Source organism: Mycobacterium sp. (assembly GCF_049281135.1).
In the GTDB taxonomy this organism is placed as follows: Bacteria; Actinomycetota; Actinomycetes; order Mycobacteriales; family Mycobacteriaceae; genus Mycobacterium.
In genome coordinates, this window is sequence record NZ_JBAPRN010000609.1 from 1 (window position 1) to 17947 (window position 17947).

General features: G+C 65.9%; 18 protein-coding genes. 9 read left to right on the forward strand and 9 right to left on the reverse strand.

The window, feature by feature from the left end; all coding sequences use genetic code 11:
* The 4 genes from WAN02_RS23935 to WAN02_RS23950 all read right to left on the reverse strand — a co-directional run.
* Positions 1-746: alcohol dehydrogenase catalytic domain-containing protein (locus WAN02_RS23935; RefSeq protein ID WP_422267052.1), on the reverse strand; the 746-nt coding region annotated here is incomplete at its 3' end.
* Between the two features lie 95 nt (positions 747-841).
* A complete protein-coding gene (locus WAN02_RS23940; protein ID WP_422267054.1) occupies positions 842-1495 on the reverse strand; it encodes a TetR/AcrR family transcriptional regulator in 654 nt (217 codons plus the stop codon).
* A gap of 24 nt (positions 1496-1519) precedes the next feature.
* On the reverse strand, positions 1520-2215 hold the full coding sequence (locus tag WAN02_RS23945; RefSeq protein WP_422267056.1) for a TetR/AcrR family transcriptional regulator: 696 nt from the start codon (positions 2213-2215) through the stop codon (positions 1520-1522).
* Positions 2216-2284: 69 nt separating this feature from the next.
* Entirely contained in the window at positions 2285-3157 is an 873-nt protein-coding gene (locus tag WAN02_RS23950) for an alpha/beta fold hydrolase (RefSeq protein WP_422267058.1), read from the reverse strand.
* A 173-nt stretch (positions 3158-3330) separates the two neighbouring features.
* Between WAN02_RS23950 and WAN02_RS23955 the strand changes: the two genes are divergently transcribed.
* Positions 3331-4047: an SDR family oxidoreductase gene (locus tag WAN02_RS23955; RefSeq protein WP_422267060.1), complete on the forward strand. Its 717-nt coding sequence runs from the start codon at positions 3331-3333 to the stop codon at positions 4045-4047.
* Here the strand turns inward: WAN02_RS23955 and WAN02_RS23960 are convergent.
* The gene (locus WAN02_RS23960) at positions 4040-4867 is read right to left on the reverse strand and encodes a family 1 encapsulin nanocompartment shell protein (RefSeq protein WP_422267062.1); all 828 of its coding nucleotides are present in this window, start codon (positions 4865-4867) and stop codon (positions 4040-4042) included. The genes WAN02_RS23955 and WAN02_RS23960 overlap by 8 nt on opposite strands.
* Positions 4864-5877 carry a Dyp-type peroxidase gene (locus tag WAN02_RS23965; RefSeq protein WP_422267064.1) on the reverse strand — a complete coding sequence of 338 codons (1014 nt, stop codon included), beginning with the start codon at positions 5875-5877 and terminating at the stop codon, positions 4864-4866. Before WAN02_RS23965 ends, WAN02_RS23960 begins: the two co-directional genes overlap by 4 nt.
* Positions 5878-5927: 50 nt before the next feature.
* Between WAN02_RS23965 and WAN02_RS23970 the strand changes: the two genes are divergently transcribed.
* Positions 5928-7187: a M18 family aminopeptidase gene (locus tag WAN02_RS23970; protein WP_422267066.1), complete on the forward strand. Its 1260-nt coding sequence runs from the start codon at positions 5928-5930 to the stop codon at positions 7185-7187.
* Positions 7188-7192: 5 nt separating this feature from the next.
* Here the strand turns inward: WAN02_RS23970 and WAN02_RS23975 are convergent, their stop codons facing one another.
* On the reverse strand, positions 7193-7615 hold the full coding sequence (locus tag WAN02_RS23975; protein WP_422267068.1) for a nuclear transport factor 2 family protein: 423 nt from the start codon (positions 7613-7615) through the stop codon (positions 7193-7195).
* A gap of 139 nt (positions 7616-7754) precedes the next feature.
* Between WAN02_RS23975 and WAN02_RS23980 the strand changes: the two genes are divergently transcribed.
* From WAN02_RS23980 to WAN02_RS23995, 4 genes are read left to right on the forward strand one after another with little or no spacing between them, the layout of a single operon-like run.
* The gene (locus tag WAN02_RS23980; RefSeq protein WP_422267070.1) at positions 7755-8105 is read left to right on the forward strand and encodes a VOC family protein; all 351 of its coding nucleotides are present in this window, start codon (positions 7755-7757) and stop codon (positions 8103-8105) included.
* A gap of 25 nt (positions 8106-8130) precedes the next feature.
* A complete protein-coding gene (gene purL / locus WAN02_RS23985) occupies positions 8131-10425 on the forward strand; it encodes a phosphoribosylformylglycinamidine synthase subunit PurL (RefSeq protein WP_422267072.1) in 2295 nt (764 codons plus the stop codon).
* Positions 10422-12125 (forward strand): alpha/beta hydrolase, encoded by a 1704-nt coding sequence (locus tag WAN02_RS23990; RefSeq protein ID WP_422267074.1) that lies wholly within the window; start codon positions 10422-10424, stop codon positions 12123-12125. The genes purL and WAN02_RS23990 overlap by 4 nt, the downstream gene beginning before the upstream one ends.
* Positions 12126-12128: 3 nt before the next feature.
* Entirely contained in the window at positions 12129-12521 is a 393-nt protein-coding gene (locus WAN02_RS23995; protein ID WP_422267076.1) for a sterol carrier family protein, read from the forward strand.
* On the opposite strand, the gene WAN02_RS24000 is transcribed toward WAN02_RS23995, so the two are convergent.
* The gene (locus tag WAN02_RS24000) at positions 12518-13117 is read right to left on the reverse strand and encodes a TetR/AcrR family transcriptional regulator (protein ID WP_422267078.1); all 600 of its coding nucleotides are present in this window, start codon (positions 13115-13117) and stop codon (positions 12518-12520) included. The two genes, WAN02_RS23995 and WAN02_RS24000, sit on opposite strands and share 4 nt — an antisense overlap.
* Positions 13118-13154: 37 nt before the next feature.
* On the opposite strand from WAN02_RS24000, the gene WAN02_RS24005 reads away from it, so the two are divergent.
* From WAN02_RS24005 to purM, 3 genes are all read left to right on the forward strand, one after another.
* A complete protein-coding gene (locus tag WAN02_RS24005; RefSeq protein ID WP_422267080.1) occupies positions 13155-14723 on the forward strand; it encodes a phytoene desaturase family protein in 1569 nt (522 codons plus the stop codon).
* Between the two features lie 182 nt (positions 14724-14905).
* Entirely contained in the window at positions 14906-16462 is a 1557-nt protein-coding gene (gene purF, locus WAN02_RS24010; RefSeq protein WP_422267082.1) for an amidophosphoribosyltransferase, read from the forward strand.
* A gap of 66 nt (positions 16463-16528) precedes the next feature.
* Entirely contained in the window at positions 16529-17611 is a 1083-nt protein-coding gene (purM, locus tag WAN02_RS24015) for a phosphoribosylformylglycinamidine cyclo-ligase (protein WP_422267084.1), read from the forward strand.
* Between the two features lie 36 nt (positions 17612-17647).
* Here the strand turns inward: purM and WAN02_RS24020 are convergent, their stop codons facing one another.
* Positions 17648-17815: a DUF3073 domain-containing protein gene (locus WAN02_RS24020; RefSeq protein WP_422267086.1), complete on the reverse strand. Its 168-nt coding sequence runs from the start codon at positions 17813-17815 to the stop codon at positions 17648-17650.
* Positions 17816-17947: the final 132 nt, after the last annotated feature.

A 17947-nucleotide genomic window follows, 5' to 3' on the forward strand; every position in this document is an offset into this window, starting at 1 on the left:
GAGTCGAGAATCGTGCTGTTGCCGACCAGGTCGAGGACCGCGTCGATCTGTTTGGCTTCGGCGATGTCGGCCGCCAGCGTCGGTGACTCCAGTTCGACCCGTGCGACGCCGAGGGACTCCAGCAGGCTGAAACGTTTACGCGTTCGCGCGGTGGCGATGACGCGCGCACCCGCTGCCACCGCCATCTTGACTGCGGCTTGGCCGAATGACGATGTGGCGCCGCGTATTACAACGGTCTGGCCGGGGGCCAGCTTCAGGTTATGAAAAAGGCACGTCCATGCTGTCGCAAACGTTTCCGGGAGCGCCGCTAACTGTGACCACAGTAGATCGGACTCGATGAGGGCGACGTTTGCCGCGCGTACCCGCGTGTACTCCGCATAGCTACCGTTGATGGTTCGCCCCAGGCCGCCCATCAGCGCGGCCACCTGGGCACCGACCGGAAACTCTCCGCCCGGACACGCATCGACGATGCCGACGCACTCGATGCCGCTGACTTCGGCAGCTTCTGCCCATTCCCCGCGGCGCATGTGCATCTCGGCGTGGTTGATGCCGAACCCGCGGACCTGGATGACCACTTCGCCGTCTTTGGGCAGCGGTTTGGGGATGTCGGTGTAGACCAGACTGTCAAGTCCGCCGAACTTCTCCAGGACGATCGCTCGCATGGTCTCGCCGCCCGGTCGTTCGCGCACCACTGCGGGCGTCGTGGGCAGGGTGTTGCCGGGCCGAGGTGACTCCGCAGCGGACATGATGTGCTTTCCTTCGCGTCTACCCGTACTGGGATGGTCCGCCCATTATTATGGGCGTTCTGGCCCATTTTTGTCCACGGGAACCGGCGGGCGACTTAGCCTGTCTGCTTGCGAGGGCCGGGTCTGCGGCGTTTGGGGGTCGCCGCGAACGAACGGACGTATTCGACAGCCGCCGTCAGCGCCTCGCGCAGAGGTTCAGGGTCGTCGGTGAGGAACGTGATCAGGGCGCCACCCTGATGCGCGGCAACCAGAGACACCGCGAGGTGGCGTGGATCCGCGTCCAGCCGCAGATCGCCGCGGCGGCGCATTTCGGTAAGACCGCTCTGGAACAACTCGATCCATTGGTCGTAGCCGTCGGCGAGATCGCCGTGGATTTCGGCATCGGCCTCGACCAATTCTCCTGCGAGCGAGCCGTATACGCATCCACCCACACGGTAGACCGAGTCTAGTTCGGCAAGGGTGGCCTTGACCCAGGCGTCCAACGCGGCGAAGCTGTCCAGGCCGCCCAGCTGAGTGTGAAATTCTCGGACGTCGTCGCGGCGTGCGCCGATGACGTTGCGGGTCAGATCACGCTTGCCGTCGAAGTAGTGCGATATCTGTGAACCACTGACGGTGGCCGCACCACGCACCTCGTCGATGCTGGTCCCGCCGACCCCGCGCTCGAACATGAGGCGGGCGGCCACATCAATGATGCGCGCACGGGTCGCCCGGCCCTTGCGGGTCAGCCGTGATGTTGCGTCCTCAGCCAACGGTGCCGCCCCTTTCTCCGAAGGTCACGAGGCTCGTGCGCTCGTGCGCCTGCGGCGTGGACGACGCGCCGGACGTGGCACCTGTTCCGCCGGGTCGGTGGCGAACATCCGTAAGTAGTTGACTGCGAATCGGACAGCATCGGCATGCGGCCAATCAGCCTGATAGGTGAAGGCCAGCGTGGCACCACCCTGATGGGCGCTGACCATGACCAGCGCCAACTTTCGCGGGTCCGCACGGGCGGCGACGACACCGTGATCTTTCATCTGCTGAATCACTCGCTCCAGCAACTCAATCCACTGCCAGTAACCCGACGCCAGCGTGTGACGCGTTGCGCTGTCGGACTTGCCGAGTTGTCCGGCCAGCGCGTGATAGGTCGGCGTGCCGGAATAGCCGATGCGTCGCAGGTGACGCATATTCAGATCGATCCATCGCTCGAAGTCATCGAACGTATTCAGCGCACCGAGCTTGGGCTGGCGATGAAAGTCCAGCACGACGTGTATCTGGCGGACGACGACCGCGCGGATCAGCGCTTGCTTGTCGGCGAAGTAGTGGGCGAGCTGGGACCCGCTCACCGACGCGGCCTTGCGCAGCGCGTCCATGTTCAGCGTCGAGAGGCCCTCGCGCAGGATGAGTTCGGCGGCGACCTGCAGGATCCGATCGCGAGTTGCCCGGCCCTTGGCGGTCAGGCGCCGCTCGTCCTGCAGCTCGGCGTGGACCATAGCGTCAGGTTAGCCCGCTGGCGCACCCGATTATGGGACGTTTATCCCATACGGTCGGTCCGTGTTTCGTTAAGCACCTGAATGGACTTTGGCCAAGAATGCACGGATGAGCCGCGTTACCTCGTCGAGGGCTGACTCGAGCAGGAAGTGCCCGCCGTCGAGAAGATGGATCTCGGCATCTGGCAGGTCGTCGGCAAATGCCTCAGCGCCTGCCGGGCCGAAGATCTCGTCACCGCGCCCCCACACCGCGAGCAGCGGTACGCGGCTGGACCGAAAGTACTCATGGACACGTGGGTATTGCGGCGAGTTGGTGGCATAGTCGCGGAACAGTTTGAGTTGCACTTCGTCGTTGCCGGCTCGCGATATCAGCGCGTAGTCGTGATACCAAGATTCCGGATTGACCAGCGTCTCGTCTGGCACTCCGGTGACGTACTGCCAGCGGGTGGCGTCCAAGGTGAGGAATTGCCTCACCGGGCCCTCGGTCTCGGCTGTCTGCTCGGTCTGATAGGCACGCACCGTCTTCCAGAAGCTTTCGACGAAGCCGGCGTCGTAGGCGTTGCCGCTCTGACTGATGATCGCCGTGATCGCAGACGGGTCGTGTAACGCCAGACGCCAGCCGATCGGCGCGCCGTAGTCTTGCACATAGATCGCGTACCGGTTGATGCCGAGGCTCTGGAGCAGGCCCTCGGTCAACTCGGTCAGGGCATCGAAGGTGTAGTCGAAGTCGGCAACCGAGGGTGCATCGGAGAGGCCAAAGCCCAAATGGTCCGGCGCAATTACGTGATAGCTATCGGCCAGTGCCGGAACCAGGTCGCGGAACATATACGAGCTGGTCGGGAATCCGTGCAGCAGTAGCAGCACTGGCGCGTCCGGGTCGCCGGCCTCACGGAAGAACAGTCGATGGCCGGCGACCGTGGCGTAGCGGTGGTGGACGACTGGCATGAGAACCCTCCTGCGGCGTTCGCTCAACCAAGTATTTTGGGATAGTCAACCCATTATGCACCGATAAAGCAGTCTGGCAATAGTCGGCGTCAGCCGTTGACCTGCCTGCCGCCGGACCCATATTATGGGCTGGCTATCCCATTCTGATCGGACCCGGCTAAGGACGAGTGTCGATGGCTAATACTTTGCAGCACAAAACGATTCTGGTGGTCGGGCGCGGCAGTGGAATTGCACATGCCGTGGCCCGGCGGGCGCGATCGGAGGGCGCCCGGGTCATTGTGGCCGGACGCGATCGGGCGAAGCTTGCGAATTCCTATGACGACCTCGGGATCAGTGCCGAGACGATCGATATCACCGACGACGAGTCGATCGCTGCGCTCGCCGACCGGGTAGGCCGGGTGGATCACGTGGTATCCACCGCGTCTGCTCGTGCCCGCGGAAAGCTGGCCGACCTGCAACGTCAGAACCTGGTGCAGTCGTTCGACACCAAGGTCATCGGACCGACCATGCTCGCCAAACACTTTGCGTCGCAGATAAACCCGGGCGGCTCTTTCGTGTTGTTCTCGGGTGTGCATGCCTTCAAGCACAACGTCGGCTATCTCGGCGTAGGCATCACCAACGGCGCCGTCGACTTCCTGACCCGTTGGCTCGCGGTTGAACTCGCGCCAATCCGGGTCAACGCGATTTCACCCGGCGTCATCGACACCGGCGCCTGGGACGCCATGGGCGATGACGGGAAACGCGATTACTTCGAGCACATCGCAGCGCACAACCCGGCGGGACGGATCGGGACGCCGGACGACATCGCGGCCGCGGTGCTGTTCGCGATGACCAATACCTTCATGACCGGTGTGACGCTGAAGATCGACGGCGGCGAACCGCTTACTTAGCCGCCTTTGCGCGGCCGCCAGGCGACGGGCTCAGCGCGACCGATGCCTCGGCGGTGTAGCACAGGAACGTCAGGGTCTCCTGCATATACAGCTGCACGGTCTCGGCATCGTGCGACAGGTAGCCGATGGAGACGTCGGTGCCCAGCTGCAGGTCGAAGTCGCCGCCGCGGGTGGTCAGCACGAAGGCGCCGTCGATGGCCGGTGCCCAGATGATGTCGCTTTCGACCAACCGACGGATGTGGTCGCGGATCGGGTAGCCGTGCTCGGTCGTCTCGCTGACTTTGGTGTATGCGTCCGCCGACAGCAGCACCGCGTAGGGGCCTTCCACACCGGCCAGCCTCAAGCTGGACAGCGCCTGCGATATGACGTCGGGAAACTCGCTGATGTCCTTGGGCAGCGTCAGCGCCGGGTTGGAGCTGCAGTTCCGGATGCCGTCGATCAAGGCGTCGCTGTAGCCCTCGAAGATGGCCCGATCTTCGGCGAACGCGAGCTTCTTAGCCGCCGACTTGACCGGATTCCAATCGGAGTCCTGCGACCCGCGCTCTACGTTGTCGATCTCCGTACGCGACAGCGTGAACGGAATCCGAAGCCGTACAAGCGGTTTACTGGCGCGCAGGTGGCTGATCACGCCGTCGGAGGGCGGCTTGATATCGAGCAGGCGCCCGGTGCTTACCGCGGCGGCGGCCGGTCCGGCCGATTCGCTGACGTCGACCACCCGGCGGCCGGCGATGTGGCGCTTGAAGGTCCGCCTCGCCTCCACTTCGATTTCGTCCCAAGCTTCCTCGGTGATCGGAGCAAGATCGCGGTACAGGTTGTTCATTGCGGGGTTCCTTTCAAACTGCCGATCGCCAACGAGCCATCCGCGGATGCGTTGAGTATCGCCGGAGTCGCTGCCGGTGAGATCGGCAGTGGTGGCGGGTCGTCGAGGAAGTCGACGGTGGGGGAGAAGAACAGCCCACCGGTGACCGCCGTGGAGAAGTCGAGGATCCGGTCGGTGTTGCCGGGCGGATCACCGAAGAACATGTTGTGCAGCATCTGCTCGGTGACCGCGGGTGTGCGCGAGTAACCGATGAAGTACGTGCCGAATTCAGCCTTGCCGAGTTCGCCGAAAGGCATGTTGTGCCGCACGATCTGGAGCTGGGTGCCGTCGTCATCGGTGATGACGTTGAGCGCGATGTGCGCGTCGGCCGGCTTCTCGTCATCGTCGAACTCGATATCTTCCAGCTTCGTTCGGCCGATCACGCGCTCCTGCTCGTTGACCGGCAGCGAATCCCACGCGGACATGTCGTGCAGGTACTTCTGCACGTGCACGTAGCAGCCACCGGCGAATTCCGGGTCCTCGTCGCCGATCTCGGTTGCCGCGACGGCCGGCGCGCCACCGGGATTCTCGGTCCCGTCGACGAACCCGAGCAGATCGCGGTTGTCGAAGAACCGGAACCCGTGCACCTCGTCGACCACGGTCACCGCGCCGGCCATCGATCGCAGAATGTTGTTGGCCAGCTCGAAGCACACGTCCAGGGTCTCCGCCCGGACGTGGAACAACAGGTCACCGGGAGTTGCCGGGGCCGTGTGGCGGGGGCCGTCCAATTCGATGAACGGGCGCAGCTCGGCCGGTCGCGGCCCCTCGAACAACCGGTCCCAGGCGTGGGAGCCGATCGAGGTGATGACCGACAGTTTCTTCGCGGGGTCACGGAAGCCGGTCGAGCGCACCAACCCGGAGATCCCCGATAGCGCGTCATGCGCGACCTCTTCGCCGCCCTCGTCGATGGTGACCACCAGAAAGATGGCGGCTGGTGTCAAGGGCGCGAGCACCGGTTGCGGATCGGGCACGCGTTCGACCCTAACGTTTCCGGCGCTCCCGTGATGAAAAGATGGGGTCCATGGTTGCCACGGCGCAAGGGCTGTGCGAATTCATCGACGCGTCCCCGTCGCCGTTTCATGTCTGCGCCACGGTGGCGTCCCGGTTGCGGGCGGCCGGTTTCACCGAGCTCGCCGAGGCAGATGAATGGCCACCCGCCGGCATGTTCTTCATCGTGCGGGCCGGGTCACTGGTGGCCTGGAACAGCGGCCACGACGCCGGCGGTCGACCGTTCCGGGTCATCGGCGGCCACACCGACAGTCCCAACCTGCGGGTCAAGCAACATCCCGACCGGGATGTCGTCGGTTGGCAGATGGTCGCGCTGGAGCCTTACGGCGGTGCCTGGTTGAACTCGTGGCTGGACCGCGACCTTGGCGTCAGCGGACGGCTGTCGGTGCGCGAGGGCGCCGGCATCGTGCATCGATTGGTCCGAATCGACGACCCGATCCTGCGGGTGCCGCAGCTGGCCATCCACCTCGCCGAGGACCGCAAGTCGCTCACGCTGGATCCGCAGCGCCACGTCAACGCGGTGTGGGGCGCCGACGGCGCAGCTCGATCGTTCATCGGATATGTCGCCGAACGAGCCGGTGTCGATCCTGATGAGGTGCTGGGCGCCGACCTGATGACCCACGACCTGACTCCGTCGCGGCTGACGGGCATCGACGACCAGTTCGTCAGCGCGCCGCGGCTGGACAACCAGGCATCCTGCTATGCGGGCCTGGAGGCGTTTCTGGACGCCCGATCTGCCCAACACCTGCCGGTGCTCGCGCTGTTCGACCATGAAGAGGTCGGATCGACCTCGGATCATGGCGCCGGTTCCGAGCTGTTGCTGACCACGCTGGAACGCATCGAGCTGGCCAACGGCGGCGGGCGCGCCGACTTTCTGCGCAGACTGCCGGGATCAATGGTGGCCTCGGCGGACATGGCGCACGCCACCCACCCCAACTACCCGGAGCGCCACGAACCCGGTCACCTGATCGGGATCAACGGCGGTCCGGTGCTCAAGGTGCATCCGAATCTGCGGTACGCCACCGACGGCCGCACCGCCGCGGCGTTCGCGTTGGCCTGCCGGCAGGCGGGCGTGCCGCTGCAACGTTACGAGCACCGCGCCGACCTGCCGTGCGGCTCGACGATCGGTCCGATGACCGCGGCTCGCACCGGCATCCCGACCGTCGACGTGGGCGCACCGCAGCTGGCGATGCACTCCGCGCGAGAATTCATGGGCGCCCACGACGTTCCCGCCTACGCGGCGGCGCTGCGGGCTTTCTTGTCGCCGGGCTGACCCGGTCAGGTCTGGGTGACGAACACCGGGTTGTAGCGGATCACGTTCTCCACCACCATGCCGTCGCGGGTGCGAACCCGGTCCAGCCCCCGGATCTCGATCGGACCGTTCGGTCCGGTCGCGTGCCCGACGTAGTGCAGGAAAACCAGCTGCTCGCCCTCCGCGGGTCCGGGAACGGTGGCACTGTCGACGAGTTCAAGCTGCAGGTCCGGAGCGGTGGTCAGCAGCTCGGCGATCTTCGCGGTGTATGCCTCGATTCCCCGCACCGGCTCGAGTTCGCCGGGCCAGTAGCCGATGATGTCGTCGGCCAGGATGGCCGTCCCGCGAGACATATCGGGCGCCGCCCAGAACGCGGCCCACATGTCAGCGCTGAACGTCGGCCTCGAGTCGAGAGCCGTTGCAGTAGAGGTGGATTGGCTGTCAGTCATGATTCCTCCCAGACTTTGGCGCTTCGGTCGAGCGCGTCAGCAGCAAGGGTGTCTTGACGACGTGATGCTTCGCAATTACCTCGGAGGTCATCAACATGAGTCCTGTTCGTTGTCGGAGTGCGGGCCTAGGGTCGTGGGTATGGCACTCAACGTGGAGATGGTCACGTTCGACTGCGTCGACCCCGCGCCGCTCGCGGAGTGGTGGGCGAAGCAGTTCGAAGGTGAGACACAAGAACTGATACCCGGCGAATTCATCGCGGTCATCCGGGCCGACGGCCCCCGGCTGGGCTTCCAGAAGGTGGCGGATCCCACGCCCGGCAAGAACCGGGTGCATCTGGATTTCGGCGCCGCCGATGTCGACGCCGAGGTGAGCCGGCTCACGTCGGCGGGAGCGACCGAGGTCGGTCGACACAGCATCGGCGACAACTTCCGCTGGGTCGTGCTAGCCGACCCGGCGGGCAACGCCTTCTGCGTCGCCGGCGCGGGGTAGCCGCCGCGCCACCTAGACTGTTCCCGTGACGTCTGGGCTCACTCACGCGACCGATACCGTCGAGCGGGCCGCGGCCACCCCTGATCAGCCGCAACCATTCCGCGAACTCGGTCTCAAAGACGACGAATACCAGCGGATCCGCGACATCCTGGGACGCCGCCCGACCGACGCCGAGCTGGCTATGTACTCGGTGATGTGGAGCGAACACTGCTCCTACAAGTCGTCCAAGGTGCACCTGCGGTACTTCGGTGAGACCACCACCGACGAGATGCGAGCAGGCATGCTGGCCGGCATCGGCGAGAACGCCGGCGTCGTCGACATCGGCGACGGCTGGGCCGTCACCTTCAAAGTCGAGTCGCACAACCACCCGTCCTACGTCGAGCCCTACCAGGGTGCGGCCACCGGTGTCGGCGGCATCGTCCGCGACATCATGGCGATGGGCGCCCGGCCCGTCGCGGTGATGGACCAGTTGCGGTTCGGCGCCGCAGATGCCCCCGACACCCGCCGCGTGCTCGACGGAGTGGTGCGGGGCATCGGCGGCTACGGCAACTCGCTGGGCTTGCCCAACATCGGCGGCGAAACCGTTTTCGATGCGTGCTATGCCGGCAACCCCTTGGTGAATGCGCTCTGCGTCGGCGTGCTGCGTAAGGAAGATCTCCATCTTGCCTTCGCGTCGGGCGCCGGCAACAAGATCATCCTGTTCGGCGCGCGGACCGGACTCGACGGCATCGGTGGCGTATCGGTGCTTGCGTCGGAAACCTTCGGCGGCGACGAGTCGGGTTCGGGCCGTAAGAAATTACCCTCGGTGCAGGTCGGCGACCCGTTCACCGAGAAAGTGCTCATCGAGTGCTGCCTCGAACTGTATGCCGCGGGGCTGGTGATCGGCATCCAGGACCTCGGCGGAGCCGGATTATCCTGCGCCACATCGGAACTCGCGTCAGCGGGCGATGGCGGGATGGCGATCGAACTGGAAACCGTGCCGCTGCGGGCCAAGGACATGACGCCCGCCGAGATTCTGTCCAGCGAGTCGCAAGAGCGCATGTGCGCTGTGGTCGCGCCGGAGAACGTCGATGCCTTCATGGCGGTGTGCCGCAAATGGGAGGTGCTGGCCACCACGATCGGCGAGGTCACCGACGGTGACCGGCTGCAAATCACCTGGCACGGTGAGACGGTCGTCGACGTGCCGCCGCGAACCGTGGCCCACGAGGGGCCGGTGTACCACCGTCCCGTCGCTCGTCCGGAGTCGCAGGATGCGCTCAACGCCGACACCTCGGCCGGCCTGAAGCGACCGGTCACCGGCGACGAGCTGCGCACGACTTTGCTTGCGCTGCTGGGCAGTCCGCACCTGTGTAGTCGCGCGTTCATCACCGAGCAGTACGACCGCTACGTGCGCGGCAACACCGTGCTGGCCGAGCACGCCGACGGCGGCGTGCTGCGCGTCGACGAGTCCAGTGGCCGCGGTATCGCGGTGTCGACCGACGCGTCGGGCCGCTACACGCTGCTCGATCCCTACGTCGGTGCCCAACTCGCGCTGGCCGAGGCGTACCGCAACGTCGCCGTCACCGGTGCCACCCCGGTAGCGGTGACCAACTGCCTCAATTTCGGCTCGCCGGAGGATGCGGGCGTGATGTGGCAATTCTCCCAGGCGGTCCGGGGTTTGGCGGATGGCTGTGTGGCACTGGGTATTCCGGTGACCGGAGGCAACGTCAGCTTCTACAACCAGACCGGAACGACGGCGATCATGCCCACCCCGGTCGTCGGTGTCCTGGGTGTGATCGACGACGTCACCCGCCGCATTCCGACAGCCATGGGCACCGAGCCCGGCGAGACGCTGATCCTGCTCGGCGACACCCGCGACGAGTTCGACGGCTCGATCTGGGCGCAGGTCACCGCCGATCATCTCGGCGGCTCGCCCCCCGCGGTAGACCTGGCCCGGGAAAGACTATTGGGCGACGTGCTGAGTGCGGCCTCTCGTGACGGGCTGGTGTCCGCGGCCCACGACTTATCCGAGGGCGGTCTGGCGCAGGCTGTCGTCGAATCCGCGCTCGCCGGCGAAACCGGTTGTCGCATCGTGCTTCCCGAAGGCGAAGACCCGTTCGTGACGTTGTTCTCCGAATCTGCGGGCCGGGTACTGGTGGCGGTGCCGCGTACCGAGGAGAGCCGTTTCACCTCGATGTGTGAGACGCGCGGCCTGCCGGCCACCCGTATCGGTGTGGTCGACCAGGCTTCGGACGCGGTGGAGGTGCAGGGCCTGTTCACCGTGCCGCTGGCGGAGTTGCGCAGCACATCCGAAGGGGTGCTGGCCGCCCTGCTGCGATGAGTCCCGAGGCTGAGGCTCGTGGGCGGCACCCGCTGCTGGTGTGGGCGTGGAGCCTGCTGCGGCTGAAATTCGTCGGGGTGGCGTTCGGCGCGCTGTTCTTCTGCTTGTCGCTGACGCCGTCGCTGGTGCCGCGAGAGTGGTTGTTCCAAGGGCTGATTGGTGGTCTGAACGCCGCGTTCGGCTACGGCCTTGGCGTGATGCTCGGCAAGGCGGTCTACCGCGTCCTGCTACGAGGTGCCCGCTGGTGGCCGCCTCCGGCGCGAGTGCTGTTCTGGATGAAGGCGGCGGTCGTGGTGATCGCACCGACGGCATGCGTGCTGATGCTGATTCCGGCCGCGTCCTGGCAACGGCAATTGTCCGCGCTGATGGGCATCGAGGGGCCGACGAACCCGGGTTACCTGCGCACGCTGATCTTCGCGGCGGTTGTCTGCGGGCTGCTGGTGGCGGCGTTCCGTGTGCTCATCGACGCGGTCAGGCTGCTCGCCCGGATGCTGATCCGGCGTTGGCATGTGCACGACGAAGTGGCGCTGTTCATCGGCACGGCAATCGTTGTGGCGCTACTGATCACGTTGTTCAACGGTGTGCTGGTGCGCGGCTTCTTCGCCGGCGCGAACGCGATCTTTCAGCCGCGGGACAGCGCCACCGCCGCGGGTGTATCGCAACCACAACTGGCGGAGAAATCCGGTAGCCCAACATCATTGGCATCGTGGAGCACCTTGGGATACCAGGGACGCACGTTCGTCGGCACCGGCCCGCACGCGGCCGAACTGAGCAAGCTCAACGGCAGGCCGGCCAAGGAGCCGATCCGGGTGTACGCCGGGCTGCACACCGCCCCCGATGACCAAGGTCGGTTGGACGTCATCGTCGACGAGCTCGAGCGCACTGGCGCGTTCGGCCGCAAGGTCCTGGTGATCGCGCCGACCACCGGCACCGGCTGGATCGACCCGGTGGCCGCGAACTCGCTGGAGATGATGTACGACGGCGACACCGCGATCGTCGGTCTGCAGTACTCCTACCTGCCGAGCTGGATTTCGTTTCTGGCCGACCGGCAGAAGTCGATGGACTCCGGCCGGATGCTGATCAACGCGGTCCACGACCGCTGGGCGAAACTGCCTGCGGACCACCGGCCGAAGCTGGTGCTCTACGGCGAGAGCTTGGGGTCCCTGGCCGGCCAGGCCGCATTCGGGTGGCTGCCCGACATTGGCCGGATGGGCTTCGAAGCGGTGCTCTGGGTCGGGCCGCCGCAGGAGAGTTCGCTGTGGCACGCGCTGCTCGTGCGGCGCGATCCGGGCTCCACCGAAGTGCAGCCGCGCTACGACAGTGGTCGAACCGTGCGGTTCTCCGAAGCCATCGACCCCGTCGACGTCGATCGTGTCGGGGCGCCACCGTGGGCGGGCACCCATGTGCTGTTTCTGCAGCACCCGTCCGACCCGGTGGTCTGGTGGTCGCCCGACCTGTTGTTCAGTCGGCCCGGTTGGCTCGTCGAGCCGCCCGGCCGCGATCGCAGTGCGGCCATGCAATGGACCCCGGTGGTCACGTTTTGGCAGGTCAGCGCGGACCTGACCAACGCCGAGGGGGTGCCCGGCGGGCACGGACACAATTACGGCAACGACATCCTCGACGGTTGGGCCGCCGTGGCCCCGCCGGATGGCTGGACGGCGGCCGATACTGCGCGCATCCGTGCCGCGCTGGAGAGTTGAGCCATGGCCGCCCGTCAGAACGCCGATCCGGCCAAGACCCGCGACGCCGTGCACACGGTTGAGGGCTGGCTGCGCGATGACACTCAACCGTCGCCGGGTCGGGCGGAGCTGGCGGTCGCGGTCCGGCTCACCGCACGCACGCTGGCCGCCGAAGCGCCCGGCGCCAGCGTCGAGGTCCGGATTCCGCCGTTCGTCGCGGTGCAGTGTATTTCGGGACCGAGGCATACCCGTGGCACGCCGCCCAACGTCGTCGAGACCGATCCGCGCACCTGGCTGCTGCTGGCCACCGGACTGCTCGAGGTGGCAGACGCCACCGCCTCCGGGGCGCTTCGCCTTTCCGGATCGCGGGCCGGCGAGGTCGCGGGCTGGCTGCCGGTGGTGAGGCTGAGCGGTTAGGTCAGCGGCGCAAATCCTGAACGCACCAAATCGACACTCGTAGCAACGATTTCGCCCAGGTCGCCGGTACAGCCGTCGTCACCCCATTCTTGGACGGCCACCACAAGAGCCGCTGCCAGCGTGGCTCCCGCGACCTCGGCGATGAGGTCGAGGTTGGGAACGCCCGCGTAACGGGTCTTGACGAATCCGGTCAGCACCTCGGCGAAGGACGACTGCACGACGCGTAAATGCGCGGCGATGCGCTCGGCGGATATCAACGTCGAACGGGCCAGCGCGGCTTGGCGAACCACCTCCACGTCGTGCGGAAAACTGGCCACGCTCGCTAACACCGCATCGAACAGCGACTCCGATGCGGGTCGTTGCGCCAACGCCTCAGCCAGCCACTCCAGGTGGGTGTCGTAATCCTGGAACAGAACGGCTTCCTTGCTGGGGAAGTGCCGGAAGAAAGTCCGCTCGGTGACGCCTGCTTCGGTGGCCAGCTGGGTCACCGTCACATTGGCGAACCCTTTGCTGGCGAACTGCGCCAGCGCCACCCGGCGCAACGCCGCATGCGTCGAACGTCGGCGCAGCGCATGAAGGTTGGTCGGCTCGGCCATCTTCCTATTATGTCAGTACTGACATATTCTGCGAGCCATGACTGACTATGACGCGATCGTTGTCGGCGCTGGGCACAACGGCCTGACGGCGGCAGCCATCCTGCAGGGTGCCGGCCTGCGTACGCTTTGCCTGGAGGCCAACACTTACAGCGGCGGAATGGCCGCGACGGTCGAGCTCATCGACGGATTCCGCTACGAGATCGCGGGATCGGTGCAGTTTCCCACCGCCCCCCAGATCACCAAAGAGCTTGGCCTGGACGCTCTTCCGACCGTCGACGCCGAAGTGATGTCGGTCAACATCGGTGAGTCCGGTGAGGAGCCGATGGTTTTCTACCGCGATCCGATGCAGCTGATGACCCATCTCGGCGAGAAACACGGCGCCGACGCGATCATGGGCATGGCCGAGTTGATCGCCTGGAGTCAAGGGCCCGGGAAAGCGCTGGGCCGATTCGAGGTGCGCACACCGCCGAAGTCTCTCGACGAGATGTATGCCTGCGCAGCCAACGAAGCAGAACGTGCCGCCATTCACCAGATGCTGTTCGGCTCGGCGATGGACGCCATCGACCGCTACCTGCCGGACAGAGAAAAGCATGCGGTCATGCGCGGGATGCTCGCGTTTCTGGCCGTCAACTCCACCTATCGCGGTCCGTACACGCCGGGCAGCGCGACCTGCCTGGCCTTTGCGCTGGCGGTACCCGACGACAGCACCGCGATGATGACCAAGCTCGCCGGCGGTATCGGAGCGCTCACCGATCATCTGCGCGAGCTGTTCATCTCCCGTGGCGGCGAGATGCGATTCCGGACCAAAGTCGGCAAGATCCTGGTGGAAAACGACCGCGTCACCGGCGTGCGACTCCGCGACGGGTCGACGATCAGCGCACCCGTCGTGGTCTCCAACATGGCGCCCGACCTCACGCTCACCGATCTCGTCGGCGCGGAGCACCTGCCTGCGGACTTGATCGCGAGGCTGAGCGGTCGTGACCACCGCGCGGCATTCATCCAGATGCATTTCGCTCTCGACGGCCTGCCGGAGTTCGCCCCGCCCCACGAACTGCTCAACGAACCCGGAATGCAGCAGTCCATCGGTATCTTCGGCTCACCCGAAGAACAGCAGCGCCAGTGGGAGATGTGCACCCGCGGCTTGGTGCCCGACAATCCGTCGCTCGGTATGCAGATACCGTCCTGCATGGACCCGGGCCTGGCGCCGCCCGGCAAGCATGCCGCCAGCGCCTACGCATATGCGTTTCCCGTCGAAGCCAGCCGAGACCAACACGGGCGTCTGAAAAATGAAATGGCGCAACGGGTTATCGAGAAGATCACCCGCTACGCGCCCAACTTCCGGGACATCGTCATCCGGCACATCACGTTCGCGCCCTATCACATGCAGACGATGTTCGGCGCCCCGGCGGGCGATTTCTGCCACGGCCTGTTGCATCCGGACCTGATGGGTCCGAACCGGCCCGGACCCAAGGGCTTCATCGACCTGCCCATTCCGGTTGAAGGGCTGTATCTGGCCAGCGCGGGGTGTCACGGCGGCCCCGGTATCACCTTCACTCCGGGATACAACGCCGCGTATCAGGCGCTCGACGATCGGGCGGCGGGCTAACCGCTCTGCCGAGCCAGCTAGGGGCGGGTGTGGCAGATGCGACACCTGGCACGCTGTGGGGCTCCTGAGCTGCGGAAATCGGTTGTGGGATGGTGCAACACGCCGGATCAATTCGTGAACACGCGCGCTGTTTCCGTAGACTTCACCAGGTCACCATCCGCCCGCCAGGGAGCCGCCGCACCGTGACCGTCCAAGAGCCCGTACCCGACGAGAACCCACCCGGCGAAGAATGCGGCGTATTCGGCGTATGGGCCCCCGGCGAAGAAGTCGCCAAGATGACCTACTACGGCCTCTACGCGCTGCAGCACCGCGGCCAGGAAGCCGCCGGCATCGCGGTCGCGGACGGTTCGCAGGTGCTGGTGTTCAAGGATCTCGGCCTGGTGAGTCAGGTCTTCGAGGAGCAGACGCTGGCGGCGATGGAGGGCCACGTCGCGGTCGGGCACACCCGGTACTCCACCAGCGGCCAGCCCACCTGGGAGAACGCTCAGCCGGTCTTTCGAACCACCGCGGCGGGCACCGGAGTTGCATTGGGGCACAACGGCAATCTGGTCAACAGCGCCGAGCTGGTCACCCGCGCCCGTGAAGCCGGACTGCTCAACAGCAAGGTCCCCGGTGCGGCGACCACCGACTCCGACATGCTGGGCGCGTTGCTGGCGTATGGCGCGGCCGACTCCAGCCTGGAACAGTCAGCGCTGCAACTGTTGCCGACGGTTCGCGGCGCGTTTTGCCTGACGTTCATGGACGAGAACACCCTGTACGCGGCGCGCGACCCGTGGGGTGTGCGGCCGCTGTGTCTGGGACGACTGGAGCGCGGCTGGGTGGTCGCGTCGGAGACCGCCGCGCTCGACATCGTCGGCGCCTCGTTCGTCCGCGACATCGAGCCGGGTGAGCTGCTGGCCATCGACGCCGACGGCGTGCGGTCGACCCGCTTTGCCAACCCCGAGCCCAAGGCCTGCATCTTCGAATACGTCTACCTGGCACGGCCGGACAGCACGATCGCGGGCAGGTCGGTGCACGGCGCCCGTCTCGACATTGGCCGTCGACTGGCCCGCGAATCCCCGATCGATGCCGACCTGGTAATCGGTGTTCCAGAATCCGGCACGCCGGCCGCGGTCGGCTACGCGCAGGAATCCGGCATCCCCTACGGGCAGGGCCTGATGAAGAACGCCTACGTCGGGCGCACGTTCATTCAGCCGTCGCAGACCATCCGCCAGCTCGGAATCCGGCTGAAGTTAAATCCGCTCAAGGAAGTCATCCGCGGCAAGCGGCTCATCGTGGTCGACGATTCGATCGTGCGGGGCAACACCCAGCGTGCTTTGGTCAGGATGCTGCGGGAGGCCGGCGCCGTCGAGGTGCATGTGCGGATCGCCTCGCCACCGGTGAAGTGGCCGTGCTTCTACGGCATCGACTTCCCGTCGCCGGCCGAGCTGATCGCGAATGCCGTCGAGGACGAAGATGAAATGCTCGAAGCGGTCAGGCATGCCATCAACGCCGACACGCTGGGATACATCTCGTTGCGGGGTCTGATCGCCGCCACCGAGCAACCCACGTCGCGGCTCTGCTCCGCCTGTTTCGACGGCAAATATCCGATCGAGTTGCCCAGCGAGACCGCGCTCGGCAAGAACGTCATCGAGCAGATGCTCGCCAACGCCGCACGCGGGGCCGGGCATCCGGACATCGCGGCCCTCGACGAGCTGTCGCCGGAGGCGGAGCAGGCCGCCGTGCTACGCACTCCATAGCCTTACGTTGTCTTTGCACGTGTGTGAGATACCCGCGCCGGGTGTCGACCGGTAGCCTTTATCGCGATGACCGACCGCGGAAAAGACCCGGCTGCCCCGGGCGTGACATATGCATCGGCCGGAGTCGATATCGAAGCCGGGGACCGCGCCGTCGAATTGTTCAAGCCGCTCGCTTCGAAAGCCACCAGACCCGAGGTGCTCAGCAAGCTGGGCGGCTTCGCCGGACTCTTCGCGCTGCGCAACGACTATCGCGAACCTTTGCTGGCGGCGTCCAGCGACGGGGTGGGCACCAAGCTGGCAGTCGCCCAGGCAATGGACAAGCACGACACGGTCGGCCTGGACCTGGTCGCGATGGTGGTCGACGACCTGGTGGTCTGCGGAGCCGAGCCGCTGTTCCTGCTGGACTACATCGCTCTCGGCCGCATCGTGCCGGAGCGGCTCAACGCGATCGTCGGCGGTATCGCCGAAGGATGCATGCGCGCGGGCTGCGCGCTGCTCGGCGGTGAGACCGCCGAGCACCCCGGCCTGATCGAGCCTGACCACTACGACATCTCGGCCACCGGCGTTGGTGTGGTCGAAGCCGACGATCTGCTCGGGCCCGAACGGGTCAAACCCGGCGACGTCATCATCGCGATGGGGTCCTCAGGCCTGCACTCCAACGGATACTCGCTGGCCCGCAAGGTCTTACTGGAGATCGACCGGGGCAACCTGGCCGGTTACGTCGAGGAGTTCGGCCGCACCCTGGGCGAGGAACTGCTCGAGCCGACCATCATCTACGCCAAGGACTGCCTGGCGCTGGCCGCCGAAACGCAGGTTCGGACGTTCTGCCACGTGACCGGCGGCGGGCTTGCCGGAAACCTGGAACGCGTCATCCCGAATGGGCTGGTGGCCGACGTGGATCGCGGCACCTGGACGCCCGCACCGGTGTTCGCGATGATCGCCCAGCGCGGCCGGGTCTCCCGTGCCGAGATGGAAAAGACCTTCAATATGGGCGTCGGCATGATCGCCGTCGTCGCGCCCGAGGACACCGACCGCGCGCTGGCGATCTTGACCGCCCGGCATTTGGATTGCTGGGTGCTGGGCACGATCAACAAGGGTGGAAAAGGCGGTCCGCGAGCAAAACTCGTCGGGCAGCACCCACGGTTCTAGATTTCGGCGCGCCAATACTGCGAGCCGCAGGCAGTCCTAGCGGTGGTGGTCACGCCAGGGATCGTCGCCCTCCGACTGGTCGCCGTCATCACCGTCCGACCCGGATAGCTCGCGCTGCAGCCGATCGAAATCGGTCTGCGGTGAGCTGTATTTAAGGTCTCGAGCAACCTTGGTCTGCTTCGCCTTAGCCCGGCCACGGCCCATGGGGGAACCCCCTCGCGCAATAACGGAGCGGCCCAACAAGTAGGCGGCTCCGATCTTTTGTCTTTATTGTCCTGCCGACAGTTTACCGTGCCCCGTGGTTGCGTGCTGTTGCGCCCCGCACCCTGTCTGGAC

Bases quoted from the DNA above. Each gene is read 5' to 3' on its own strand.
- WAN02_RS23945 (WP_422267056.1), bottom strand. From the start codon at position 2,215: ATGGTCCACGCCGAGCTGCAGGACGAGCGGCGCCTGACCGCCAAGGGC.
- WAN02_RS23950 (WP_422267058.1), bottom strand. From the start codon at position 3,157: ATGCCAGTCGTCCACCACCGCTACGCCACGGTCGCCGGCCATCGACTG.
- WAN02_RS23955 (WP_422267060.1), top strand. From the start codon at position 3,331: ATGGCTAATACTTTGCAGCACAAAACGATTCTGGTGGTCGGGCGCGGC.
- WAN02_RS23960 (WP_422267062.1), bottom strand. From the start codon at position 4,867: ATGAACAACCTGTACCGCGATCTTGCTCCGATCACCGAGGAAGCTTGG.
- WAN02_RS23970 (WP_422267066.1), top strand. From the start codon at position 5,928: ATGGTTGCCACGGCGCAAGGGCTGTGCGAATTCATCGACGCGTCCCCG.
- WAN02_RS23975 (WP_422267068.1), bottom strand. From the start codon at position 7,615: ATGACTGACAGCCAATCCACCTCTACTGCAACGGCTCTCGACTCGAGG.
- WAN02_RS23980 (WP_422267070.1), top strand. From the start codon at position 7,755: ATGGCACTCAACGTGGAGATGGTCACGTTCGACTGCGTCGACCCCGCG.
- WAN02_RS23990 (WP_422267074.1), top strand. From the start codon at position 10,422: ATGAGTCCCGAGGCTGAGGCTCGTGGGCGGCACCCGCTGCTGGTGTGG.
- WAN02_RS23995 (WP_422267076.1), top strand. From the start codon at position 12,129: ATGGCCGCCCGTCAGAACGCCGATCCGGCCAAGACCCGCGACGCCGTG.
- WAN02_RS24000 (WP_422267078.1), bottom strand. From the start codon at position 13,117: ATGGCCGAGCCGACCAACCTTCATGCGCTGCGCCGACGTTCGACGCAT.
- WAN02_RS24005 (WP_422267080.1), top strand. From the start codon at position 13,155: ATGACTGACTATGACGCGATCGTTGTCGGCGCTGGGCACAACGGCCTG.
- purM (WP_422267084.1), top strand. From the start codon at position 16,529: ATGACCGACCGCGGAAAAGACCCGGCTGCCCCGGGCGTGACATATGCA.
- WAN02_RS24020 (WP_422267086.1), bottom strand. From the start codon at position 17,815: ATGGGCCGTGGCCGGGCTAAGGCGAAGCAGACCAAGGTTGCTCGAGAC.